At 67.8% G+C, this 21,858-nt stretch carries 18 protein-coding genes; 9 read left to right on the plus strand and 9 right to left on the minus strand.

Annotated features, from left to right (window positions below):
- Nucleotides 1-162: 162 nt before the first annotated feature.
- The gene (locus ACOHWE_RS14290; protein ID WP_420667323.1) at nt 163-1,146 is read right to left on the minus strand and encodes a type I glyceraldehyde-3-phosphate dehydrogenase; all 984 of its coding nucleotides are present in this window, start codon (nt 1,144-1,146) and stop codon (nt 163-165) included.
- 128 nt (nt 1,147-1,274) lie between these two features.
- Nucleotides 1,275-2,090 (minus strand): IclR family transcriptional regulator, encoded by an 816-nt coding sequence (locus tag ACOHWE_RS14295; RefSeq protein ID WP_420667324.1) that lies wholly within the window; start codon nt 2,088-2,090, stop codon nt 1,275-1,277.
- Nucleotides 2,091-2,311: 221 nt separating this feature from the next.
- Between ACOHWE_RS14295 and ACOHWE_RS14300 the strand changes: the two genes are divergently transcribed.
- The 3 genes from ACOHWE_RS14300 (at nt 2,312) to ACOHWE_RS14310 (ending at nt 5,014) form a co-directional block, all read left to right on the plus strand.
- Nucleotides 2,312-3,712, plus strand: coding sequence for a glutamine synthetase family protein (locus ACOHWE_RS14300; protein WP_420667326.1), 1,401 nt, complete (start codon nt 2,312-2,314; stop codon nt 3,710-3,712).
- A 94-nt stretch (nt 3,713-3,806) separates the two neighbouring features.
- Nucleotides 3,807-4,166: a glycine cleavage system protein GcvH gene (gene gcvH / locus ACOHWE_RS14305; protein WP_420667327.1), complete on the plus strand. Its 360-nt coding sequence runs from the start codon at nt 3,807-3,809 to the stop codon at nt 4,164-4,166.
- Between the two features lie 131 nt (nt 4,167-4,297).
- On the plus strand, nt 4,298-5,014 hold the full coding sequence (locus ACOHWE_RS14310; RefSeq protein WP_420667328.1) for a flavodoxin family protein: 717 nt from the start codon (nt 4,298-4,300) through the stop codon (nt 5,012-5,014).
- A gap of 260 nt (nt 5,015-5,274) precedes the next feature.
- Here the strand turns inward: ACOHWE_RS14310 and ACOHWE_RS14315 are convergent, their stop codons facing one another.
- On the minus strand, nt 5,275-6,210 hold the full coding sequence (locus ACOHWE_RS14315; protein ID WP_420667330.1) for a 2-hydroxyacid dehydrogenase: 936 nt from the start codon (nt 6,208-6,210) through the stop codon (nt 5,275-5,277).
- 119 nt (nt 6,211-6,329) lie between these two features.
- On the opposite strand from ACOHWE_RS14315, the gene ACOHWE_RS14320 reads away from it, so the two are divergent.
- Entirely contained in the window at nt 6,330-7,565 is a 1,236-nt protein-coding gene (locus ACOHWE_RS14320) for an acyl-CoA dehydrogenase family protein (protein ID WP_420667331.1), read from the plus strand.
- Nucleotides 7,566-7,604: 39 nt separating this feature from the next.
- On the opposite strand, the gene truA is transcribed toward ACOHWE_RS14320, so the two are convergent.
- Nucleotides 7,605-8,384 carry a tRNA pseudouridine(38-40) synthase TruA gene (truA, locus tag ACOHWE_RS14325; protein ID WP_420667332.1) on the minus strand — a complete coding sequence of 260 codons (780 nt, stop codon included), beginning with the start codon at nt 8,382-8,384 and terminating at the stop codon, nt 7,605-7,607.
- A 184-nt stretch (nt 8,385-8,568) separates the two neighbouring features.
- On the opposite strand from truA, the gene ACOHWE_RS14330 reads away from it, so the two are divergent.
- Genes ACOHWE_RS14330 through ACOHWE_RS14340 form a run of 3 tightly spaced genes read left to right on the plus strand, consistent with a single transcriptional unit; the run spans nt 8,569 to nt 11,476 of the window.
- Nucleotides 8,569-9,984 (plus strand): YcjX family GTP-binding protein, encoded by a 1,416-nt coding sequence (locus ACOHWE_RS14330; RefSeq protein WP_420667334.1) that lies wholly within the window; start codon nt 8,569-8,571, stop codon nt 9,982-9,984.
- A 29-nt stretch (nt 9,985-10,013) separates the two neighbouring features.
- Complete coding sequence (locus ACOHWE_RS14335) at nt 10,014-10,475, plus strand: GNAT family N-acetyltransferase (protein ID WP_420667335.1); 462 nt, start codon at nt 10,014-10,016, stop codon at nt 10,473-10,475.
- Entirely contained in the window at nt 10,472-11,476 is a 1,005-nt protein-coding gene (locus ACOHWE_RS14340) for a YcjF family protein (protein ID WP_420667336.1), read from the plus strand. Before ACOHWE_RS14335 ends, ACOHWE_RS14340 begins: the two co-directional genes overlap by 4 nt.
- Before the next feature lie 109 nt (nt 11,477-11,585).
- On the opposite strand, the gene ACOHWE_RS14345 is transcribed toward ACOHWE_RS14340, so the two are convergent.
- A complete protein-coding gene (locus tag ACOHWE_RS14345) occupies nt 11,586-12,005 on the minus strand; it encodes a group III truncated hemoglobin (RefSeq protein ID WP_420667337.1) in 420 nt (139 codons plus the stop codon).
- Nucleotides 12,006-12,362: 357 nt separating this feature from the next.
- Between ACOHWE_RS14345 and ileS the strand changes: the two genes are divergently transcribed.
- Nucleotides 12,363-15,365 carry an isoleucine--tRNA ligase gene (ileS, locus tag ACOHWE_RS14350; protein WP_420667339.1) on the plus strand — a complete coding sequence of 1,001 codons (3,003 nt, stop codon included), beginning with the start codon at nt 12,363-12,365 and terminating at the stop codon, nt 15,363-15,365.
- A gap of 620 nt (nt 15,366-15,985) precedes the next feature.
- Here the strand turns inward: ileS and ACOHWE_RS14355 are convergent.
- The 4 genes from ACOHWE_RS14355 to ACOHWE_RS14370 form a co-directional block, all read right to left on the minus strand.
- Complete coding sequence (locus ACOHWE_RS14355; protein WP_420667341.1) at nt 15,986-16,348, minus strand: hypothetical protein; 363 nt, start codon at nt 16,346-16,348, stop codon at nt 15,986-15,988.
- A 206-nt stretch (nt 16,349-16,554) separates the two neighbouring features.
- Entirely contained in the window at nt 16,555-17,265 is a 711-nt protein-coding gene (locus ACOHWE_RS14360) for a CDP-alcohol phosphatidyltransferase family protein (RefSeq protein WP_420667343.1), read from the minus strand.
- A gap of 39 nt (nt 17,266-17,304) precedes the next feature.
- The gene (locus ACOHWE_RS14365; RefSeq protein ID WP_420667345.1) at nt 17,305-17,538 is read right to left on the minus strand and encodes a hypothetical protein; all 234 of its coding nucleotides are present in this window, start codon (nt 17,536-17,538) and stop codon (nt 17,305-17,307) included.
- Nucleotides 17,539-17,989: 451 nt separating this feature from the next.
- Nucleotides 17,990-20,401: a methyl-accepting chemotaxis protein gene (locus ACOHWE_RS14370; protein WP_420667346.1), complete on the minus strand. Its 2,412-nt coding sequence runs from the start codon at nt 20,399-20,401 to the stop codon at nt 17,990-17,992.
- 638 nt (nt 20,402-21,039) lie between these two features.
- Between ACOHWE_RS14370 and ACOHWE_RS14375 the strand changes: the two genes are divergently transcribed.
- Nucleotides 21,040-21,753 (plus strand): trypsin-like serine peptidase, encoded by a 714-nt coding sequence (locus tag ACOHWE_RS14375; protein WP_420667347.1) that lies wholly within the window; start codon nt 21,040-21,042, stop codon nt 21,751-21,753.
- Nucleotides 21,754-21,858 lie beyond the last annotated feature (105 nt).

Below are 21,858 nucleotides of genomic sequence, written 5' to 3' on the forward strand. Positions count from 1 at the left end.
CCGGGGGAAACCAGGAAAGCGGAGGCTGGGAAGGAGGGGCGGAAAGTGGCGTTTGCCGGCCCGCGGGCATTTGGCGCCCTGCGGCCCCGGGGCGCTGCCCCGGCGGGCCTTTGGCCCGCCTCCCCGGGGTATTACGGGCCAGAAAGCGGCTGCGGGCGCAGTTTAGCCCGCCATCAGGCGCGCCACGTCCAGCATCCTGGCCGAGAAGCCCCATTCGTTGTCGTACCAGCCGAACAGGCGCACTTGGCGGCCGCCGCTCATGCGGGTCTCGGGGCCCGCGAGCACCAGCGACTCCGGCCGCGCGCGCAGGTCCGAGGAGACTAGGGGCAAATCGGTCCAGCCGAGCACGGCGGAGGCCTCGACGCCCGCGCGCAGGGCAGTGGTGAGCTCGGATTCCGGCATTGGCGTCCTGAGCTGCGCCACCAGGTCCACCGCCGAGACGCTGGCCGTCGGCACCCGCACCGCGGCACCGCTGATACGGCCTTCAAGATGCGGCAGCACCTCTCCTGTGAGATGCATGGCCGAGGTGGTGGTCGGCACCATCGACTGCGCACCGCCGCGGGAGCGCGCGAAATCGCCGCGCGGCGCATCCACCATCGGCTGCGAGTTGGTGTAGCAGTGGATGGTGGTCATATGCGCGGTCTCGATCCCCGCAACCTCATCCAGCAGTTTCACCAGCGGGGTCACCGCGTTTGTGGTGCAGCTCGCGTTGGAGACAATGCGGGCGTCCCCCAGCACCTCCTCGTTGGCGCCAAGCACAACGGTGCGTTCTGCCGCGGGGGAGGGGCCGGAGATCAGGACCTTCCGCGCACCCGCCGCCAGGCCGCGGCCTGCCACGTCCGAAGTGCGGGCGATGCCGGTGCATTCCAGCACGACGTCGGCGCCTGCGAGGTCCACCCGGGTCAGGTCGTCTTCGTGGCTCACCGGGATTGTGCGGCCCATCACCTGCAGCGCCGCGCCCTCCCCGGAGACGGGATGCGGGAAGGGGCCGAAGGTGCTGTCGTACTGGAACAGGTAGGCGCACATGTCCAGCGGCGCGATATCGTTGATCCGCACCACTTCTATGCCATCGCCGCGCGGCGTCGTCAGCAGCTGGCGCAGGATGGCGCGGCCGATACGGCCGAATCCGTTGATCGCAAGTTTCATGGCCAATCTATGACAGGCGATTTCCTGCCGCTCAATCCGCCGCGCCGGGCGGATTGATCACATTTGCCAAGATGATGTTTCAGAAAACAAAGGAAAACCGCCGCTTTTTGGGGCGTCCTGGCGCGTGCTTACAGGTGGTCCACAGCCTGTGCCTGGCGCAACTCTGCGGCGCAGAGCTGCAGGCCGCGCAGCAGCTGTTCCTCGGTGGCGCCGGGGGCGCCGCCGCCGTGCTCCAGCCCGCCGGGCGCCGAGCTGCCCAGCACGATCGGGCGCTGTCCGGGGCGCGACAGCGGCACCGCGAAACCGGTGATGCCTGACTCGAACTCGCTGCGGGTCACGCAGTAGCCCCGGGCCCGCGCGGCAGCGATGCGTTCCAGGATCGCGGCAGGGGCGGTCAGCGACTGCTCGGTATGGCGCGGCAGGCCGGCGCGGGCGAGCACACTGGCAGCTTCCTCCTGCGGCAGGCAGGCCAGCAGCATCCGCCCCAGGCTGGTATGGGCAAGCGGAATATGCGCGCCGGCGGTGAAGCCATAGGTGACCGGCCCGCCGGCTACGGTGGATTGCGCCAGCACGAGCACCCGGCCCTGATCCAGCGTGGCGAGCGTCACCTCGGCCTGCATCCGGCTTGCGTGCCGGTTGAGCGCGGGCTGCACCCGCTGGCCGAACTGGTTGGCCTGCAGAAAGCCCCCGGCCAGCGCCAGCACCCGCGGCGTCAGGGACAGCATACGGCCGTCCTGGCGCAGGTAGCCCGCCTGCACCAGAGTCAGCGCGCCGCGCCGCGCGGTGGCGCGGTCCTGGCCGGTGCGCCGGGCAATCTCGGCCAGGGTCATGCTGGGGGTGGCGGCATCGAAGACCGCCAGAACCTCAAGCCCCTTGGCAAAACTCGATGAGATGTTCCTGTCCTGCTCGCTGGCGGAGTGCGTCTGTGTGGTGGGGGAGGTCATGGCGGAGTATTTCTGCTCTTGGGTTGCCCAGCCGCCTCAGCGGGGCGGCGCGCGCGATTGTTCGTATAGCTGTTTTTGTGTGCGTATACCTTGCCCTGTCAAGCCGCAGTGCCGCCCGGGCCAGCGGTTTCTGCGCCTTTGCGGCTCCGCGCGCACTGGACCCGGGGCGCATTTCCGGGTCAATTCCCATGTGGAAGATCAGGCACTTGGGGGAGGCGGCAATGGCGCAAGACACAAAACCCGGCCGGCTGGCCCGGCTGGGATTGCAGGCGCCACAGGCCGCAGCCCGGGCGGGCGAGGTGCTGGCCCAGCTGCGCGCGGAGGGGATAGAGACACTGCGGGTGCTCTTTGCCGACCAGCACGGCGTGCTGCGCGGCAAGGCAGTGACGGCGGAGGCGGCGGAGAGCGTGCTGGCCGGCGGGCTTACCGTACCCTCTACGCTGCTCCTCAAAGACACGGCGCAGCGCACGGCCTTTGCGGTCTGGGATGCGGACAGCCCGGCGCCATTGCACGGGGCCGGAGATGTGCTGCTGGTGCCGCGGCCTGAGACTTTCCGCCTGCTGCCTTGGTCGCCGCGCTCGGCCTGGATACTGTGCACACCGGTCCACCCGGATGGCCGCCCGCTGGCCTTTGCGCCGGACGCGGTCCTCGCGCGTGCCGGGGCGCGGCTGGCGGAACAGGGGCTGGAGGCGCGCTTCGGGCAGGAGGTGGAGTTCCATATCTTCCCCGCCGCGGGGGCCGGGACGGGCCGCTACATGAGCGCGAGCCGCTATGGCGAATTGGAGCCGCTGCTGGATGCGATGCGGCGCCATGCGCAGGCACTGGGTCTCCCCGTGCGCTCGGTCGAGATCGAGGCGGGCGCGGGGCAGGTTGAGTTCTCCTTTGCGCCCGGGCCGGCGCGGCAGCAGGCCGACGCGCTGGTGATGTTCCGCACGCTTGCGCGGGAGGTCTGTGCCCGCGAAGGCTATGACGCCTGCTTCATGCCGCGCCCGGCGCAGGCAGATCATTCGGAAAATGCGCAGGACATGGGCTCCGGCTGGCACCTGCACCAGTCGCTGATCGCGCGCAATACCGGCCGCAACCTGTTCACGCCCGAAACCGAAGGGCAGCTGACGCCCGAGGCCGCGGGCTGGATCGCCGGGCTGCTCGCCCATGCTTCCGAGACCTCGGTTCTGAACGCGCCCACCGTCAACAGCTACAAGCGCTACCGTCCCGGCCGGCTGGCACCCTGCCGGATTGCCTGGGGCGAAGGCAGCCGCGGGGTGATGCTGCGCGCACTGCTGACCCCCGGCGATGCCGCCAGCCGGATCGAAAACCGCGCGCCGGACATCTCGGCAAACCCCTATTTCGCGCTCGCGGCGCAGATTCACGCGGGGATGGCGGGGATGGAGGCGGGCCTCACCCCGCCGCCGGCGGCCGCGGCGCCCTTGGGCACGGAAGCCGCGATGCTGCCGCGTTCGCTGGGCCAGGCACTCGATGCCTTTGCCGGCTCCGCTTTCTGCCGCGCCGCGCTGGGGGCGGGGGTGGCCGACTACCTCCTGCAACTCAAACGCAGCGAATGGGACCGCTACCTCGACCACGTGAGCAGCTGGGAGCAGACGGAATACTCCGGCCTGTTCTGACCGGTTCAGCCGCTTGCGGCGCGGCCATCGCATGGGTAGCCTGAGCTTCGAAGCTCCAGCCTGTCCCGCCACATCTGCAAGAGGGAAAATCACCATGAAATACACCGAGGAACACGAGTGGCTCGAAGCCGAAGGCGACCTCGTCACCGTTGGCATTACTGCCCACGCGGCCGAGCAGCTGGGCGACGTGGTCTTTATCGAGCTGCCGGAAGCGGGCACCGAGGTCTCCAAGGACGACGAGATCGTAGTGATCGAATCGGTGAAGGCGGCCTCCGATATTCTGGCTCCGCTCGACGGTGAGATCGTTGAAGTGAACGAGGCGCTGGCCGATGACCCCGGCAAGGTGAACGAGGACCCCGAAGGCGCGGCCTGGTTCTTCAAGATCAAGGCCTCCGACCTGTCGCCGATGGACGACTACATGGACGAAGCGGGTTACAAGGACTTCATCAGCTGAAGCCCCGTGCTCCCGGGCGCCAAGATGCGGCGGCCCGGGAGTCATCACGAATCCGCCATATTCCCTGACCCCGCCCAATGCCGTGCTAGCTTGCACCGCCAGGCACACCCCAGCGCGCGAGGAGGCGGACCATGGCGGATTTTTCCGGGCTGAAGGCCCTGTTCATCAATACATCGCTGAAGAAGGACGGCAGCAAGAGCCACACGCGGCTCCTGATGAATGCCTCCGCCAGGATCATGGAGAAAAACGGCGCCGAGGTGGAGCATCTGCACATGCTCGACCATCAGGTGCCGCCCGGCGTCTACCCCGACATGACCGAACAGGGCTGGGAGCGCGACGACTGGCCCGCGATCTGGGACAAGGTGCAGGCGGCGCAGATCCTGGTGATCGGCACCCCGATCTGGCTGGGCGAGGAAAGCTCGGTCTGCCGGGTGCTGATCGAGCGGCTTTACGGAATGAGCGGGGAGCTCAATGGCAAGGGGCAGTCGATCTTCTACGGCAAGGCGGGGGGCTGCGTGATCACCGGCAACGAGGACGGCATCAAGCACACCGCGATGACGATCTGCTACGCGCTCAGCCATCTGGGCTACACGATCCCGCCGCAGGCCGACTGCGGCTGGATCGGCGAGGCCGGGCCGGGGCCTTCCTACGGCGACGAGGTGGACGGAAAGCCCGCCGGTTTCGAGAATGAGTTCACCCAGCGCAACACCACGATCATGACCTGGAACCTCCTGCACCTGGCGGCAATGCTGCGCGATGCGGGCGGTTATCCCAAGGAGGGCAACGACCGCACCGCCTGGAAGGCGGGCTGCCGCTTCGATTACGAAAATCCGGATTACCGCGCCTGAGCCGGATTTGTGCCGCACTGCGCGGAACAAGCCCGCAGGCCGCCGCGCATCGACGGCGCGCGCCCGCGAATTGGCTGCATCTGGGCGGTCCCCTCGAGACGGTCGGCGGATTTTGCCGGGATAAACTGCCAGACACTTCCGTTCCGATCTCTGCCGCGCGCCCCGCCGATGCGCGGCTCAGCGTTCGGCCGCTGGCAATGTGAACCGCTGCGCGGTGCCTCCGGCGGGGATATTTTTGGCAAGAGGAAGCGCGCGGGGTTTCAATAGCCGCGGGCGCGGTCGACTTCGTGCAGGAGCGGCTCGCCCGCCTCAAGGCGGCGCAGGTTTTCCACCACGTCCCCCAGCGCATCGCCCAGGTGCCAGCCAGAGACATGCGGCGTGATGGTCACCGCCGGATGCGTCCAGAGCGCATCGTCCGCGGGCAGCGGCTCGCGGCTCAGCACGTCGAGCACCGCGGCACCCGGCCGGCCTGCATCCAGCGCGGCGCGCAGGGCGGCCTCATCGATCAGATCGCCGCGGCCCGCGTTGATCAGAGTGGCGCCGGGCTTCATCGCCGCCAGCAATTCCGCGCCGAACATGCCCCGCGTTTCGGGTGTCGAGGGCAGGATCGCGCAGACGTGATCGGCATGGCCCAGCACCTCGGGCAGCGCTTCGGCGCCGTGATGGCAGGCAACGCCCTCGATCTCCTTGGGCAAGCGGCTCCAGCCCTCCACCCGGAACCCCATGTCCCGCATCAGCCGCGCGCAGAGGCCGCCGATATGGCCGAGACCCAGTACCGCCACCGTGGTCTCTGCCGCGCGTTTCGGCGCCACCGGGTCCCACTCGGCCCGCGCCTGCGCCGCCGCGTGATGAACCATGTTGCGCTGCGCGCGCAGGATGTAGGCAAGGCAGTATTCCGCGATCTCCCGCGCCGGTTCCTGCGGCTTCAGCCGGGCGACGCGCACATGTGCGGGCAGATCCGGGTGCGCGACGATGGTCTCCACGCCCGCGCCCAGTTTCTGTACCAGCCTGAGGCCGGGCAACCGCGCCGGCAGATCGCTCTTCAGCGAGGAGACCGCGAGCATGGTGATCTCTTCCAGGTTGCCGGGCGCGGAGGCTGGCCGGATATCCGCCCCCGGCGCCAGCTTGCACAGCTCGGCTGCCAGGTCCTCCTCGCTGTACCAGCCCGCGTGCCCGATACTGATCAGCAATGCCATGCCTTCCTCCCTGCGTGTTATCCCGCTGCCGCCGGTGACGTTCCGTCACCCGGCTGGACAGCCGCGCCGCGACTAAGCCATGGTTTCAGCCAAAGCGCAAAGCGGTCGGGGAGGCAGCAATGGACATGAATTTCGGCATGCGGGAGAAAACCCGCGCCCTCCTGGACAAGGTGGCCGCGATGGTGCGGGACGAGATCATGCCGCTGGAGGCGGAGTACCACGCCGAGATCGGCAAGGGGGACCGCTGGCAGTACACCCCGCGGCAGGCGGAGATCCTCGAAGGGCTGAAGGCGCGCGCCAAGGAAGAGGGCCTGTGGAACTTCTGGCTCACCGACAGCGCCCGCGGACTGGGGCTTACCACGGTCGAATACGCCTATTTCGCCGAGGAGATGGGCAAGACACCGCTTGGCGCCGAGGTCTTCAACTGCTCCGCGCCCGACACCGGCAACATGGAGGTCTTCGAGCGCTACGGCACGGAGGCGATGAAGCAGGAGTGGCTGGCGCCGCTTCTGGACGGCGGGATCCGCTCCGCCTATCTGATGACCGAGCCGGATGTGGCGTCCTCGGATGCCACAAACGTGTCGATGTCCTGCGTGCGCGACGGCGACACCTATGTGCTGAATGGCGAGAAATGGTGGGCCTCCGGTGCGGGCGATCCGCGCTGCAAGGTCTATATCGTGATGGTCCGCACCGGCGGAGACGACAAGCCCAAGCATCAGCGCCACTCGATGATCGTGGTCCCCGCCGCCACGCCGGGGATCGAAGTGCTGCGCCCGATGCAAGTCTACGGCGACGACGACGCGCCGCACGGCCACATGCACATGCGCTTCACTGATGTGCGGGTGCCCGCGGAGAACATGCTATTGGATGAGGGCCGCGGTTTCGAGATCGCCCAGGGCCGCCTTGGCCCCGGGCGCATTCATCACTGCATGCGCGCCATCGGCCAGGCGGAGGCGGCGCTGGAACTGCTGTGCAGGCGCTCGCTCTCGCGGGAGGCCTTCGGCAAGCCGCTGTCCGCATTGGGCGCCAATTACGACATCATCGCCGAATGCCGCATGGAGATCGAAATGGCCCGGCTCCTGTGCCTCAAGGCCGCCTGGTATATGGACCAGGGCGATCCCCGTGCCGCCGCGCCGTGGATCAGCAAGATCAAGGTGGTGGCGCCGCAGGTCGCGCTCAAGGTGATCGACGAGGCGGTACAGATGCATGGCGGGCAGGGCATCTCGCAGGACACGCCGCTGGCGCGCGCCTGGACCCATGTGCGCACCCTTCGCCTTGCCGATGGACCGGATGCGGTGCACCGCCGCCAGGTCGCAAGGGCGGAGCTGCGCAAGCACACGCAGGAGAAAATCTGAAAGGGCAGGGCGGCCGCGAGCAGACGGCCGCCCGCCCGCTCAGGCTCCAGCTCCGGCGAAGGGATCGTCCTGGTAGCCGACCCGCGCCAGATAGAGCCCATGACCCGGGCACACCGGCCCGCAGGCCGCCCGGTCCCGCGCCTCCAGCGCGGCCTTCACGTCTTCGGGCGCCCAGGCCCCGGCGCCGACCCGCTCCAGTGTGCCGACAAAGCTGCGCACCTGGTTGTGCAGGAAACTTCGGGCGCGCACGTGGAAGTGGATCTCCGGCCCCGACAGCCCCTGCACCCGCTCCACCGTCAGCTCATCCAGCGTCTTCACTGCGCTTGCCGCCTGGCAGATGGTGGAGCGGAAGGTGGTGAAATCATGGTGGCCGATCAGGTAGTTCGCCCCTTCCTGCATGGCCGCGGTGTCGAGGTCATGGCCGAGCTGCCAGACTTGGCCCGCATCATGGGTGGCAGGTGCGCGGCGGATCAGTATGCGGAACAGATACTGCCGCTCCACGGCCGAGAACCGCGCGTGCCAGTCGTCCGCGGCCCGCGCGCAGGCCACGATTGCCACCGGAGCGGGCTTCAAGTGGTAATTCAGCGCCTCCGACAAGCGGAACGGGTCCCATTCTTTGCGCAGGTCGCAATGTGCCACCTGACCCAGCGCATGCACGCCGGCATCGGTGCGCCCGGCGGCGGCAATGGTGTGCTCCCCCGGTTCGAGCCGCGCCAGCGCCGCCTCGATCGCCCCCTGCACCGAGGGCTGGTCCTTCTGCCTCTGCCAGCCGGCAAAAGGCTTCCCGTGATATTCGACTTTCAGAGCAAAACGCGGCATGGCGCGGCAAGTACCGCGCCGCCGCGGCGGGAGCAAGCCTTGCTGCGCAGGGGCAGTACGGACCTGTGTGCCGCAGGCCGCGCTTCGCGGCCTTTGTGCAATGGTCGCGGCGGCTTGGGTGGCATCCCGGCCCCCCGCGGCCTATCTTGACCCCAACAACAACGGGCAGAGCGGGGCGACAGACTTGGTGATATCCTCCCTTGCAGACGGGGTCTTGAGCGGCGTGGAGAGCCTCACCGGCAGCGTCTCCTCGGCGCTGTTCGACCGGCCCTTGCGGCTCGGCGTCACTGGGCTTGCGCGCTCGGGCAAGACCGTCTTCATCACCTCGCTGGTCGCCAACATGCTGGAACGCGGCCGCATGCTGCAGCTCGCCGCCGCGCGCGAGGGCAGGATCGAGGCCGCCTTCCTGCAGCCCCAGCCCGACGACACCGTGCCGCGGTTCGACTATGAAAACCACCTCGCGGCGCTGACCGGGCCGTCACCCCATTGGCCGGACAGCACCCGCGCGGTCTCCGAGCTGCGTCTCAGCCTGCGGGTGCGGCCCGCGGGCCTTCTGTCGGGGCTGCAGGGGCTGCGCACGCTGCATCTGGATATCGTCGACTACCCCGGCGAATGGCTGCTGGACCTCGCGCTCCTCGACAAGGGCTACGCCGAATGGTCCACCGAAGTGCTCGCCCGCATCCAAACCCGGCCCGAGGCGCAGGCCTTCCTGGCCGAGCAGCGCCAGACCGACGCCGCAGCCCCAAGGGACGAGCCGCGCGCGCAGGCGCTGGCAGCGGCCTTCACGGGCTACCTCCACGCCGCCCGCAGGGCCGGCTTTTACGATTGCACCCCGGGGCGCTTCCTCTTGCCCGGCGATCTCGAAGGCTCGCCGGTGCTCACCTTCGCACCGCTGCCGCCCGCCGAGGGCGCTGCGCGCAATAGCCTCTGGCGCGAGATGGAACGCCGGTTCGAGGCCTACAAGTCCAAGGTGGTGAAACCCTTCTTCCGCGACCATTTCGCCCGCATCGACCGCCAGGTGGTGCTGGTCGACGCTTTATCCGCGATCCACTCCGGCCCGCAGGCGGTGGAGGACCTGCGCCACGCGATGGGCGACATCCTCGCGGCCTTCCGCCCCGGCCGCAACCGCTTCCTGACCCGGCTCCTCGGCGGCAAGCGGGTGGAGAAGATCCTTTTTGCCGCCACCAAGGCCGACCATCTGCATCACGCCCAGCACCCGCAGATGACCGCCATCATCGAGGCCCTCACGCAGGAGGCCCGCGACCGCGCCCGCTTTGCCGGCGCCAGGACCGCGGCGCTGGCGATGGCGTCCTTGCGCACCACGACCGAGGAGATGCGCCCGCATCAGGGCGGCGAGCTGCCTTGCGTGCGCGGCACGCTCTTGGAGACCGGCCGCCAGGCGGCGTTCTACCCCGGCGCGCTGCCCGAGGACCCGGCCCGCCTGCTTGCTCCGGCGAGAGAGGGTGCCGCGCGCTGGCTCGATGGCGAATACCAGGCGATGGCCTTTGCCCCGGCGCCCCTGACCCTGAAACCAGGCAGCGGCCCGCCGCACATCCGGCTCGACCGCGCCGCCGAGTTTTTGTTCGGAGACGTGCTCTGATGCGCAAGACTGCCGTAAAACCGGGCCCCGTGACCTTGCGTCCCGCAACCGCCCTGGACGCGGGCGCCACCGGCGAGATCCTGCACGCCTTCCAGCAGGAGACCCCCTGGATGCCCGATCTCTATTCCAGCGCCGAGACGATCTCCTTCTGCGGCGTGATGATCGACCGCGGCTGGGTCACCGTGGCGGCGCGGGGCCGCCGGGTGCTGGGCTTCGCCGCCCGCGACCGCGAAGAGCTCTGCGCGCTCTACGTGGCCGGCGCCGCCCGCGGTCTGGGCGTGGGCAGCGCCCTGATCCGCGCGGCCAAGACCCGGGCGCCGCGGCTGAGGCTGCGCACCTTTGCCGCCAACGCCCGCGCCCGCGCGTTCTACCGCCAGCAGGGTTTCGTGCAGACCGGGCAGGGCGATGGCTCCGGCAACCCCGAAGGGCTGCCGGACATTGCCTACGAATGGCGCGCTGCCCGCGAGACCCTTAAGGAGGCCGCAGCATGAGCAAGAAGCCCGTCCTCTTTGACCTCGATGCCGAGGGTGCCGCCAGCGCACCGCCGGTGGCCGAGGCCGCGCCGGTCCCCGATCCGGAAGGCGCGCTTGCGGGCGAGGCTTTGCCGTCCGCGATGGAACAGGCCGCCCGGCTTGCCGCCCGCAAGCCCTCGCGGCTGGCGCGCTGGTTCTGGGCGCTGCTGGGGGCGTTGATTGCCGCGATGGTCTCGGTCGCGGTCTGGGATTTCGCTGTTGGCCTCGTGGACCGCGTGCCGGTGCTGGGCTGGGCAGTGAGCGCGGGATTTGCGCTGCTTTTACTGCTGGGGCTGGGGCTTGCCCTGCGCGAACTTGCCGCCCTGTCGCGCCTGCGCCGGGTCGATGCGCTGCGCCAGCAGGCGGTGGAAGTGAGCGACCTCGAAGCCGCCCGCCAATTCACCGCCGCGCTGGAGGCGCATTACGCGGGCCGCGCCCGCCTCTCCTGGCAGCGCGCCCGCCTGGACGAGCACAAGGCAGAGGTGATGGACGCCGACGCGCTTCTGCAACTCACCGAGGCCGAACTTCTGGCACCGCTCGATGCCGCCGCCCTGCGCGAGGTAGAGGCCGCCGCGCGACAGGTGGCGGCGGTCACCGCGCTGGTGCCGATGGCGCTGGCCGATGTGCTGGCGGCGCTCCTTTCTTCGCTGCGGATGATCCGCCGGGTGGCGGCGATCTATGGCGGCCGCCCCGGCTTCTTCAGCGCCTGGCGCCTGACCCGCGCAGTGCTCGCGCATCTGGCGGCAACCGGCGCGGTGGCGGCGGGCGATGACCTGCTGGAACCGGTGCTGGGCGGCTCGGTCGCGGCCAAGTTCTCCCGCCGCTTCGGGGAGGGTCTGGTGAACGGCGCGCTCTCCGCGCGGGTCGGCATCGCCGCGATGGAGGTCTGCCGCCCGATGCCGTTTTCCAAGGCGATGCGCCCGAGTACTCGCCGGGTTGTCCAGCGCGCGCTGACGGGGCTGTTTTCCAAGGAAAAATAGCCGTGCACGCCCCAGGCTCGGGCGCAGCCCGAGCGCGGCCCAAGGCCGGAAGGCGTGTCCGGCGCAGCCGGGCATCCGCGGGCGCGGGAGGGCGCCTTTTGCGGCGGGATCAGAACAGCTTGGGCGGCGCGTCCTTGGGCTGACGCATGGCCACGATACCGGTGCGGAAGCCCTCTCCGATCCGGTCCGCCAGCGCGCCCCATTGCTGCGCGGTGACCTCCGGCAGCTCTTCCCGCAGCACTTCGTGAAACAGCCCGAGCCAGAGCGGGAAATGCTTCGCCTGCACGTCGGGCCGCGTCACGTGATCGCGCATTGGATTGCCGCTGTAGCTCTTCTCCCGCAGGATCGCATTGCGCCAGAAGCGGGCGATCTTTTCTTCGTGCTGCGGCCAGTCCGCAACATGGGCGGCAAACACCGGCCCCAGCACGGCGTGCGCCCGCACGCGCGCGTAAAACACCGCGACCACGCGGGCAATCTGCGCAGGCGTTATTTCGAACCGGGCAAGCGGCAGGGTGGGGGCGTCGGCCATGGCGGGCTCCAAAGGAAGACGATTGCGCTGCGTGGTAACGCTTTTCACGGGCAGGGAAAAGCCGCTGTACAGCTTCTGGGCGCATCTGCCGCATGGGTCAGCGACCCTGCCCCAATGTTTCGCGCGCGAAACATTTTGCGCGGGTTTCACGGCTGATCCTGAGTGGCGCAACTGCCGCTTTACCCCGGCTCCTTGCCTGCCTATAAACCCTCCCATGTGCCAAGCTGCGGCAATCATTATTCGAATTATATCCCCGGCGCTCTGACCCATTGCAGGAGCCGCCGGGCAAAGGTGCTTGAGCCGTCGCACCGAAGCGAATATCCCGAAATTTGACCAGATATCCAAAGGACGCCCCCGATGTGCGCCGACACGCCCCAGACGCCTGAGTACAAAGACACGCTGAACCTGCCCCAGACCGATTTCCCGATGCGCGCGGGCCTGCCCAAGCGCGAGCCCGCCTGGCTGGAGCGCTGGGAAAAGATCGGCGTCTACGACAAGCTGCGCGAGAAGGCCGCCGACGCCAGGGGCACGGACAAGGAGCGCACCCCCTTCACACTGCACGACGGCCCCCCTTACGCGAACGGCCACCTGCACATCGGCCACGCGCTGAACAAGACCATCAAGGACATGATCGTGCGCAGCCACCAGATGATGGGCCACGACGCGCGCTACGTGCCCGGCTGGGACTGCCACGGCCTGCCGATCGAATGGAAGATCGAGGAGCAGTACCGCAAGAAGGGCAAGAACAAGGACGAGGTGAACGTGGTGGACTTCCGCCGCGAATGCCGCAAGTTCGCCGAGGGCTGGATCGATGTCCAGCGCGAGGAGTTCAAGCGTCTCGGCATCACCGGCAACTGGGCCGGTCCCTACATCACCATGGACTACCACGCCGAGGCGGTGATCGCCGACGAGTTCATGAAATTCCTGATGAACGGCACGCTCTACCAGGGCTCGAAGCCGGTGATGTGGTCGCCTGTCGAGAAGACGGCCCTGGCCGAAGCCGAGGTGGAGTATCACGACAAGGAAAGCTTCACGATCTGGGTGAAGTTCAAGGTGGCCGAGGCGGGCGGCTTTGTCGCCCCCGACGGTGAAGATGCGGATTTCGCAGGTGCCGACTCAGCGATCGTGGCGCAGGACCTCGAAGGCGCCTTCGTGGTAATCTGGACCACCACGCCCTGGACCATGCCCTCGAACAAGGCGGTGGTCTACGGTGAGGATATCTCCTATGGCCTCTACGAGGTGACCGGCACGCCGGACGAGTGCTGGGCCAAGACGGGCGAGCGCTACCTGCTGGCCGACAACCTGGCCGCGGATGTCTTCAAGCGCGCGCGGCTGAACCGGGAGCAGTACAAGCGCCTGCGCGGCGTCTCTGCCGATGAGCTGTCGAGCCTGTCGCTGCTGCACCCGCTGGCTCATGCCGAAGGAGCCAACGGCGAATGGGATGGCTTGCGGGATTTCCGCGCCGCGGACTTCGTAACCGACACCGAGGGGACTGGCTTCGTGCACTGCGCGCCCAGCCACGGGATGGAAGAATACGAGCTCTACCGCGGCCTTGGTATGCTGGAGCAGGTAATCACCTACAACGTGATGAACGACGGCTCCTTCCGCAAGGACCTGCCGTTCTTCGGCGGCAAGTACATCCTCAACCGCAAGGGCGGCGAGGGCGATGCCAACACCGCGGTGATCGACAAGCTGGCGGAAGTTGGCGGCCTGCTGGCGCGCGGCAAGATCAAGCACAGCTACCCGCATTCCTGGCGCTCCAAGGCGCCGGTGATCTACCGCAACACGCCGCAGTGGTTCGCCGCGGTCGACCAGAAGCTGGACGACGGCATGGGGGAGATGGGCGATACCATCCGCGAACGCGCGCTGCGCTCGATCGACGAGCTGGTGAAGTGGTGGCCGCAAACCGGGCGCAACCGCCTGCACTCGATGATCGAAAGCCGCCCGGACTGGGTGCTTTCGCGCCAGCGCGCCTGGGGCGTGCCGCTCACCTGTTTCACGAAGAAGGGCGGGCTGCCGACAGACCAGGACTTCCTGCTGCGCAACGAAGAGGTCAACAAGCGCGTCGTTGCGGAGTTCGAGGAGCACGGCGCCGATGTCTGGTACCAGGACGGCTTCAAGGCGCGGGTGCTGGGTGGCATCGTCGACCCGGATGATTTCGACCAGGTTTTCGACGTGCTGGATGTATGGTTCGACTCTGGCTCGACCCACGCCTTCGTGCTGCGCGACCGCGAGGACGGCACCGAGGACGGCATCGCCGACGTCTACATGGAAGGCACCGACCAGCACCGCGGCTGGTTCCACTCTTCGCTGCTGCAGGCCTGCGGCACTAAGGGCCGCGCGCCCTACCGAAACGTGGTGACCCATGGCTTCACGCTGGACGAGAAGGGCATGAAAATGTCCAAGTCGCTCGGCAACACCATCGTGCCGGAGGAGGTCGTCAAGCAGTACGGCGCCGACATCCTGCGGCTCTGGGTGGCGCAGACCGACTACACCGCCGACCAGCGTATCGGGCCGGAGATCCTGAAGGGCACCGCCGACAGCTACCGCCGCCTGCGCAACACCATGCGCTTCCTGCTGGGCTCGCTCGGGGATTTCCGCGAGGATCAGCGGGTCGCGCCGGAAGACATGCCGGAGCTGGAGCGCTGGGTGCTGCACCGTCTGGCGGAGCTCGACGCCAAGGTGCGCAAGGGCTACCGCGAGTTCGACTTCCAGGGCGTGTTCTCCGCGGTGTTCAACTTTGCCACGGTGGACCTGTCGTCCTTCTACTTCGACATCCGCAAGGATGCGCTCTACTGCGACGGCGATACGCTCAACGCCCGCGCCGCGCGCACCGTTCTGGACATCCTGTTCCACCGGCTGACCACCTGGCTGGCTCCGGTCTTGGTCTTCACCATGGAGGAGGTCTGGCTTGAGCGCTACCCGGGCGAGGACAGCTCGGTGCATCTGCAGGACATCCCGGAAACGCCCGTTGAGTGGCTGAACGTAGATCTGGCCGCCAAATGGTCCAAGATCCGCCAGGCCCGCCGCGTCGTCACCGCGGCGCTGGAGGTGCAGCGCACGGGTAAGGTGATCGGCGCCTCGCTGGAGGCGGCGCCGGTTGTGCACGTGCGCGACAAGGAGGTGCTGGCTGCCCTGAAATCGGTGAATTTCGCCGATGTCTGCATCACCTCGGACATTGGGCTGACCAATGACCCGGCCCCGGCCGAAGCCTTCCGCATGCCGGAGGTCGACGGCGTCACCGTAGTGTTCGAGAAGGCGGAAGGCGGCAAGTGCCAGCGCTGCTGGAAGATCCTGCCGGACGTGGGAGACCACAAGCACCCCGGCGTCTGCGGCCGCTGCGACAGCGCGCTGGGCTGAGGCCCGCCTCCCATACGCCTTTTTGCAGCGCCCGGCTGAATGGCCGGGCGTTGTTTCCTGCGCGCTGGCCCCATGTCCGGTGCTGCAAATGCGCCGCTTCCCGGGGTTTTCCGGTCTGCGGGTCCCCGCAAGATTTTGGCTCAGCCGGTGGCAGTGGCCGGCCATGGACTGGTCTTTGCAGATCTGCGGGCGTGCCTGTTTGAGCGCCGCGATTTGCGGCGGCATTCATGGCGGCGGGCGAGGGCGCCAGTGCGGGGAAGTGCCCGCACGATGCCGCCGCAGCACACACCGATGGCGGCTTCCCTCAGAAATGGCGCCCGCCGGGGCGCTCCTGATGCCTGCGTATCGCGTAGCGGAGGAAGGTCACGCCGTTGCGCCGCTTGCGGACCTGTTCACCGGGCCGAGACCGTCGTGTGACAGGGCCCGTGCGGCACAGTGCTGCCGCTTGGGCGGCGCCCGCCCGGGGGAGGGATTGCATATTGAGGTTTTCAGGCGCCTGCGGCGCGGCACCGCACGTCGTTGCCGGGGCAGCTCGGGCCGCAAGCGCATGCGCGGGAGCGGCTATCTGAGGCAATCATGCCCCGGCACGCGGAACTGGATTCCAATCTGGTTTCAGGACCTCAACCAGTGGCCTTGCACGCTGCCCGGTAGGCCGCCTCCGCCGCCAGTGCACTGGCCGGTTTCGGCCCGGCTTGGGTGCCGGACGCAAGATCCAGGAAGAATTCCGCCATGCTGCCGGGGGCGCTGACAGTGCCGCTTTGCGGCCCGGCTCCGGCAGATGCGCTGCCGCCTGGCTGCCGGGGCTGCGGCAGCGCACCCGCCGCTTGAGCCGGATTGAGTGCCGCATCCCGTGCCAGCGCCCGTGCCAGCCCCTGGCTTCGGCCCTGCAGCAGCGGCGCGGCTGCATCTGCCGCCACCTGAAGCTGCTCCTGTCGCGCTGCCGCCTGCGCATACCCGAAACCACCCGCACCGATGACCGTCATTGCCTTGTCCTTTCGCGTCTTCTCCAGGCAAGGTTAACGAAATCTTGACTGCAGCGCCCGTGCCCGCCCGCATAACGGCACCGTCCAACCGGTCATCCGCCTATACTTTGGAGGAGAGGGGGCTCAGTCTGCGGCCGCTTCCTGTCCGCAAGTGCCTCGGGGCAGAAGCGCCGGAAGGGCAGAGGGGCAGTGCCCTTCGGTTTCCCTCAGCTGCGCTGGGCGCTTGAGCGCCGCTGCGGCACGATCTGCTGCGCGATGCCCACAAACAGAAGGTAGATCGAGGTCAGCACCAGCCCCCAGTGCACCCAACCGGGCGGGGCAAAATCCACCCAGGCCGCCCAGCCCGCAAAGAAGGTCCAGGCCAGCGCCAACGGCAGCGACAGCCGCCGCCAGCGCTTGGTGCGCACCGGGTGGATGAATTTCAGGGGCAAGAACATCGCGATGGCCAGCAGCGTAACCAGCGCCAGGCTGGTCCAGTGGCTGGGCTGAAGGGCAAAGATCACCAGCACCAGCATGTTCCAGCAGCCGGGAAAGCCGGAGAAGGAATTGTCCTTGGTCTTCATCCGGGTGTCCGCGAAATACATCGCGCTGCCGAAGGTGATCACGATGATCGCGGCCCAGCCGCTCCAGCCCGCCATCAGCCCGGACTGGAACAGGGCGAAGGCGGGGATGAAGACATAGGTCAGGTAGTCGATAATGAGGTCCAGCAGCACCCCGTCGAACTGCGGCGCATAGCGTTTCACGTGGCAATGGCGCGCCAGCGGACCGTCGACCCCATCAACGGCAAAGGCCACCACCAGCCAGACGAACATCAGACTCCACTTGGCTTCGGCGGCGGCCAGCATGGCCAGCATGGCAAACACCGCACCGGTGGCAGTCAGGAGGTGGACGAGGAGGGCACGGATCTGAGGCGTCATCCGCCCGTGATGGCGAATTTCACCCAGGCCCGCAAGGGTTCAATGCAGCCGCCGGGCGGATTCCCCTTGCCCCGGCATCTGCGCTTGGCAGGGGCGGCCGCGGTAGCCGGCATTGGTGGCGCGCTCTGCCGCCAGCGGCAGCGGTACGGGCAGGAGCGGACCGGGCAGGATGGCGCCCGGCAGCCGGCCGCGCCGGCGCTCCGGCATCGGCGGCGGCGGCGGCGCAGCCGGGGCACCGCTGGCGTGAATGGCAGGGGGGGAGGTGTAGAACATGGCAAAATCCCTTCTGGATCATCTCCCGCCATAAAGCCCGGATCGCCTTAACAGGCTGTTGCCGGGGTGCGGGCAATTGTGGCGGATTTTAGGTATTTCGCGGGGCCCGGCGCGGTCAGGGGGAAATGGGACGGCTGACCCGGGGGCAGCTTCGGCGCTCCAGGTTCTGGCGGGGCGGACCGGTAAGCGTGCCCGGCGTGCTCCTGTCCGCCCGGCCGGTGCGCGCCATTTTCAGCAGATGCCGGGCGTCCTAAGTTCGCGGCCCAGGCGGTCCGCCTCAATGGTGCGTTTCTGCTGGCTGCCGGCTTGCACCTGGGCCGGTGCCGGGGTCAGCACGGGCGATCAGCCGGGCGTGCAGGATCAGGACAGACGACCTCGCGCACCGCAGCGGCAGGCGGCGGTGCGCGGGGCCTTGAGGGGGCAAAGGCGGCGGCGCCTTTGCAGCGCGGATTCAGAAATCCTGCCAGAGGTCGCGGGCGGCATTGCCGGCGGCCGCTGCAGCGCTGCTCGCAGCGGCAACACTGCCGCGCCTGGCCTCCGGCTTGGCCGGGGCCGGGCTGGCCTCGATTTCCCAGTCGCCGCCGCCGTGCGCTGTGGGGGCCGGAGCGGTACCGCGGGGGGCGGCTGATTTGTCCTGCGCCGACGCTGCCGCGGTCTCCTCGCCGCCGGTCCGGAAATGCGCTACCAGCCCGGCCAGCTTGGTGGCATCGCTGTTCAGCATATGGCCAGCCGCCGTCGACTGCTCCACCATTGCGGCGTTCTGCTGCGTGACCTGGTCGAGCTGCGTCATACCGGTGTTGATCTCGCCCAGGCCGGTGGACTGTTCGGCGGCCCCCTCGGCGATGCCCGAGACCAGCTGCGAGATGTGGCTGACCTGAGCAACGATGCTCTGCAGCGCCTCGCCGGTCTTGCCGACGAGATCAACGCCGCGCTCCACCTGTTTCGAGCTGTCGCCGATCAACGACTTGATCTCCATTGCCGCGTCCGACGAGCGTTGCGCCAGGGCGCGCACTTCGCTTGCGACCACCGCAAAGCCCTTGCCCGCTTCGCCGGCCCGTGCGGCCTCCACGCCTGCATTGAGCGCCAGCAGGTTGGTCTGGAAGGCGATGTCGTCAATCACGCTGATGATCTGGGAGATATGCTTGGAGCTTTCTTCGATCTCCGTCATTGCCGCGACTGCGCTCTGCACGATTTCGCCGCTGGTCTCGGCCTCTGCCTTGGCCTTGCTCATCGTGGCCTCGACCGAGCGTGCGCCTTCGGCTGCGGATTTGACGCTTGCGGTCAGCTCGTCGAGCGCGGCGGCGGTTTCTTCCAGCGTTGCGGCCTGGCTTTCGGTGCGGTTCGACAGGTCATCGGAGGCCTGGCTGATCTCGGCAGCGCCATTGCGGATGCTAGCGGAGGCACCGACCACTTCCTTCACGACACCATTCAGGGTTTCCACCGTGAGGTTGAAGTCATGGCGCAGCTGCTCGTGATCCTGCGGGAACGGCGTGGTGATTGCTTCCGTGAGGTCGCCGCCCGCCAGCCGGACCAGCCCGGCTGAGAGATTCTCCACCACTGCCTGCTGCTCCCGCTGGGCCTCGGCGCGCGCTTCCTCGGCTTCGCGGGCCATGCGCAGATCGTCCTGCATGCTGACCAGTGTCTGGCCGATCTTGCCGATCTCGTCGCCGCGGGCCGCGTCAGGCACCGCGGTGTCGAGCGCCCCGGAGGAAACCGCCTCCATGTTGGAGCAGATCCGCGCCAGCGGGCGGGTGACCGAGCGGGCAAAGAGCCAGCCGAAGAAGGAGACGATGAGGGCGCAGACGGCGGCGATGGCGATCATCGTGCGCTGCTGCTTTACCGCGGGCTCCATCACCTCGCTCATGTCCTGTTCGGCCACCACCGCCCAATGCAAGTTGCGGAAATGAACCGGCCCGGAGGCGGCGATCACCTGGCTGCCGCCGGCCCCGGGCACGTTCTGGTGGATCTGGGTGTCTGTGCTGGCGAATGCGGAGGCAACCTGCCGCAGTTCGGGCAGAGGCTGCAGCACCGTGTGCCGGCCCTCGAAACGGGAAGCAGTGCGCGCCTTCATGTCGGTCCCTGCCAGGTAGACATCCAGAGACCGGGTGCGTTCGCCGAGGTTGGTGATCAGCCGGGAGATCTGCTCGATCGGGATTTGCAGTGCAAGCACGCCCAGATATTCGCCCTTGTCATTTGCGACCTGGATCGCGGTGAAGGCGGCCGGGGCACCATTGCTGGGGGCATAGGGCGACAGATCGGAATAATATTCCACCCCCGGCTCGCCGTTGGCAGCGGCGTCGAAGGCCTCCGCCAGGCCTGAGTCGCTATAGGGCCCGGTGGTCAGGCTGGTGCCGTAATCGGCCTCCTTGAAGACCGAATAGACGATCTCTCCGGCGGGGTTGATCAGGAAGGCGTCGTAGAAACCCATCCGGTCCATCACAGCGCGGAAGGCATTGTGGTAACGGGCGTGGTGCATGTGGTAGGGGAGGTCGCCGGGGGCCCGCAGCAGAAAATGCTTCTCCCCCGCCGGGTTGGGATTGTCGTCAATATAGGCCTTGCGCAGCACCTCGCCCGCGTCGCCCCCGATCCCGTCCCAAGTCATTGACATCCACTGCAGCGCACTGGCGGTGGAGGGCATTGCGGCCACCGTGGCGATATCGGCGCCGACCCCCTCCAGATAGGTGTGGAGCGCCAGCTCGCGGTCGCGCACCAGCGAACTCAGGAAGGTCTCGCTATCATGCAGGACACTGCGCCGGAAATAGGCGGTGCTGATGGAGATCAGCACGACGGTCAGCAGCAGCGCGGAGCCGATGATCAGAATCGGCAGCTTATGGCCCAGTTTGAGGGATGTATGAAGTTTCAATGGAACCTCCGGCAGGGAGGCACCCGGCCGGCGGACCCAAGTCCTGGCGGATGCGGTGATGGTCGTGATGCCCGTCACTCAACTACAAAGGGATGTGCACGCAGTTAACGCACGTAGGTTTTTGCGATAGTTTGCGCCCGCCGGAGGTTAACGCGGCAGGGCGCGTGCGCCCGCGGGCGGGCGGGCGCACGCCGCCGCAAATCCCGCCGCTGGCAGAGTTTTCCGCCCCAGGTGGCGGCCGCGCCGGCGGATGGGGACGTTAATACCCGCGTTGCCAGATTTCAAAAAGCTGCACCTTCCGTTGCGTCAGAAAGTTGCCGCCAATGGCGCCTACGCGGTGGCCGATTCCCTTCCTAGCAGCCGCGGGCAGGGCTGATGCGGCAAGAAAACCGGCTGCTGCGCCTCTGCATATTCACTCATTTTTACAATAATTTAAGAAAAATTAACGCGACCAAGGTGGGATTATCCCCCGTTTTTGCTGGTTTTTTGCGATACTGGGGCCTCACGGGACGGGGAGATTAGGGTTTTATTAACTTTGCCACATTCCGTCCACCTTTTCGACGTGGCCCGGCAGCTTTGGGCCTCATTCCAGCCGCACCCCTGAACGACCTTGCCGGTGTGGGAAATTGGAGTGGACCATGAGACAACTGATTGCTGTGATCGCAGCGTGCCTGTCTTTGGGCATGCCAGGCGGCGCGGCTGCGGGTGATACGCAGTCCGGCGCCAATGTAATGCGCGGCTGGGAGGCGGTCGGCCGCCTTAACATTTCCGGCCGGAACATGTGCACCGGGGCCTTGGTGGCGCCGAACCTGGTGGTGACCGCGGCGCACTGCCTGTTCGACCCCCAGACCGGCGTGCGCGTCGACCCGCGGACGATCCGGTTCGAAGCCGGTCTGCGCGGTCGCCAGGCCAAGGCGGCGCGGCAAGTCGACAAGGCCGTGCTGCACCCGCAATACCGCTACGGGCGGTCGGGGCTGAATCAGATGGGCAGCGATCTCGCGGTTCTGCGCCTCGCGCAGCCGATCAGCCGCAGCCACATCCAGCCTTTCGCCACCGCGGGCGGGGCGGAGCGGGGCGATACCGTGGGGGTAATGTCCTATTCGTACAGCCATGCCACCCGGCCGAGCCTCGAGTCCGCTTGCCAGGTGCTGGCGCGGCAGAGCAAGACGCTGGTGATGTCCTGCCGGGTCGATTACGGCGCCTCGGGCTCGCCGGTGTTCGAGATGCGCCCAGGGCGGGCGCCGCGGCTGGTCTCGGTGATCTCGGCCAAGGCGGCGATGGGCAACCGGCGGGTATCGATCGGATCGGCGCTGGACGGATCGCTCGTGGCACTGATGCGGCGGGCCGGCTGACCCCCTGAACTTCCTTTACAACCGAAGACTTTTGCCATCCTGCAGCCAGAAAGGCGCGGGATTTTGGCTTTTTAAGGGGGGCGCCTTCTGCGGCCCGGCCCGCTG

The sequence above is a fragment of the Cribrihabitans neustonicus genome (genome assembly GCF_048820895.1).
GTDB classification, from domain to species: Bacteria; Pseudomonadota; Alphaproteobacteria; order Rhodobacterales; family Rhodobacteraceae; genus Cribrihabitans_A; species Cribrihabitans_A neustonicus.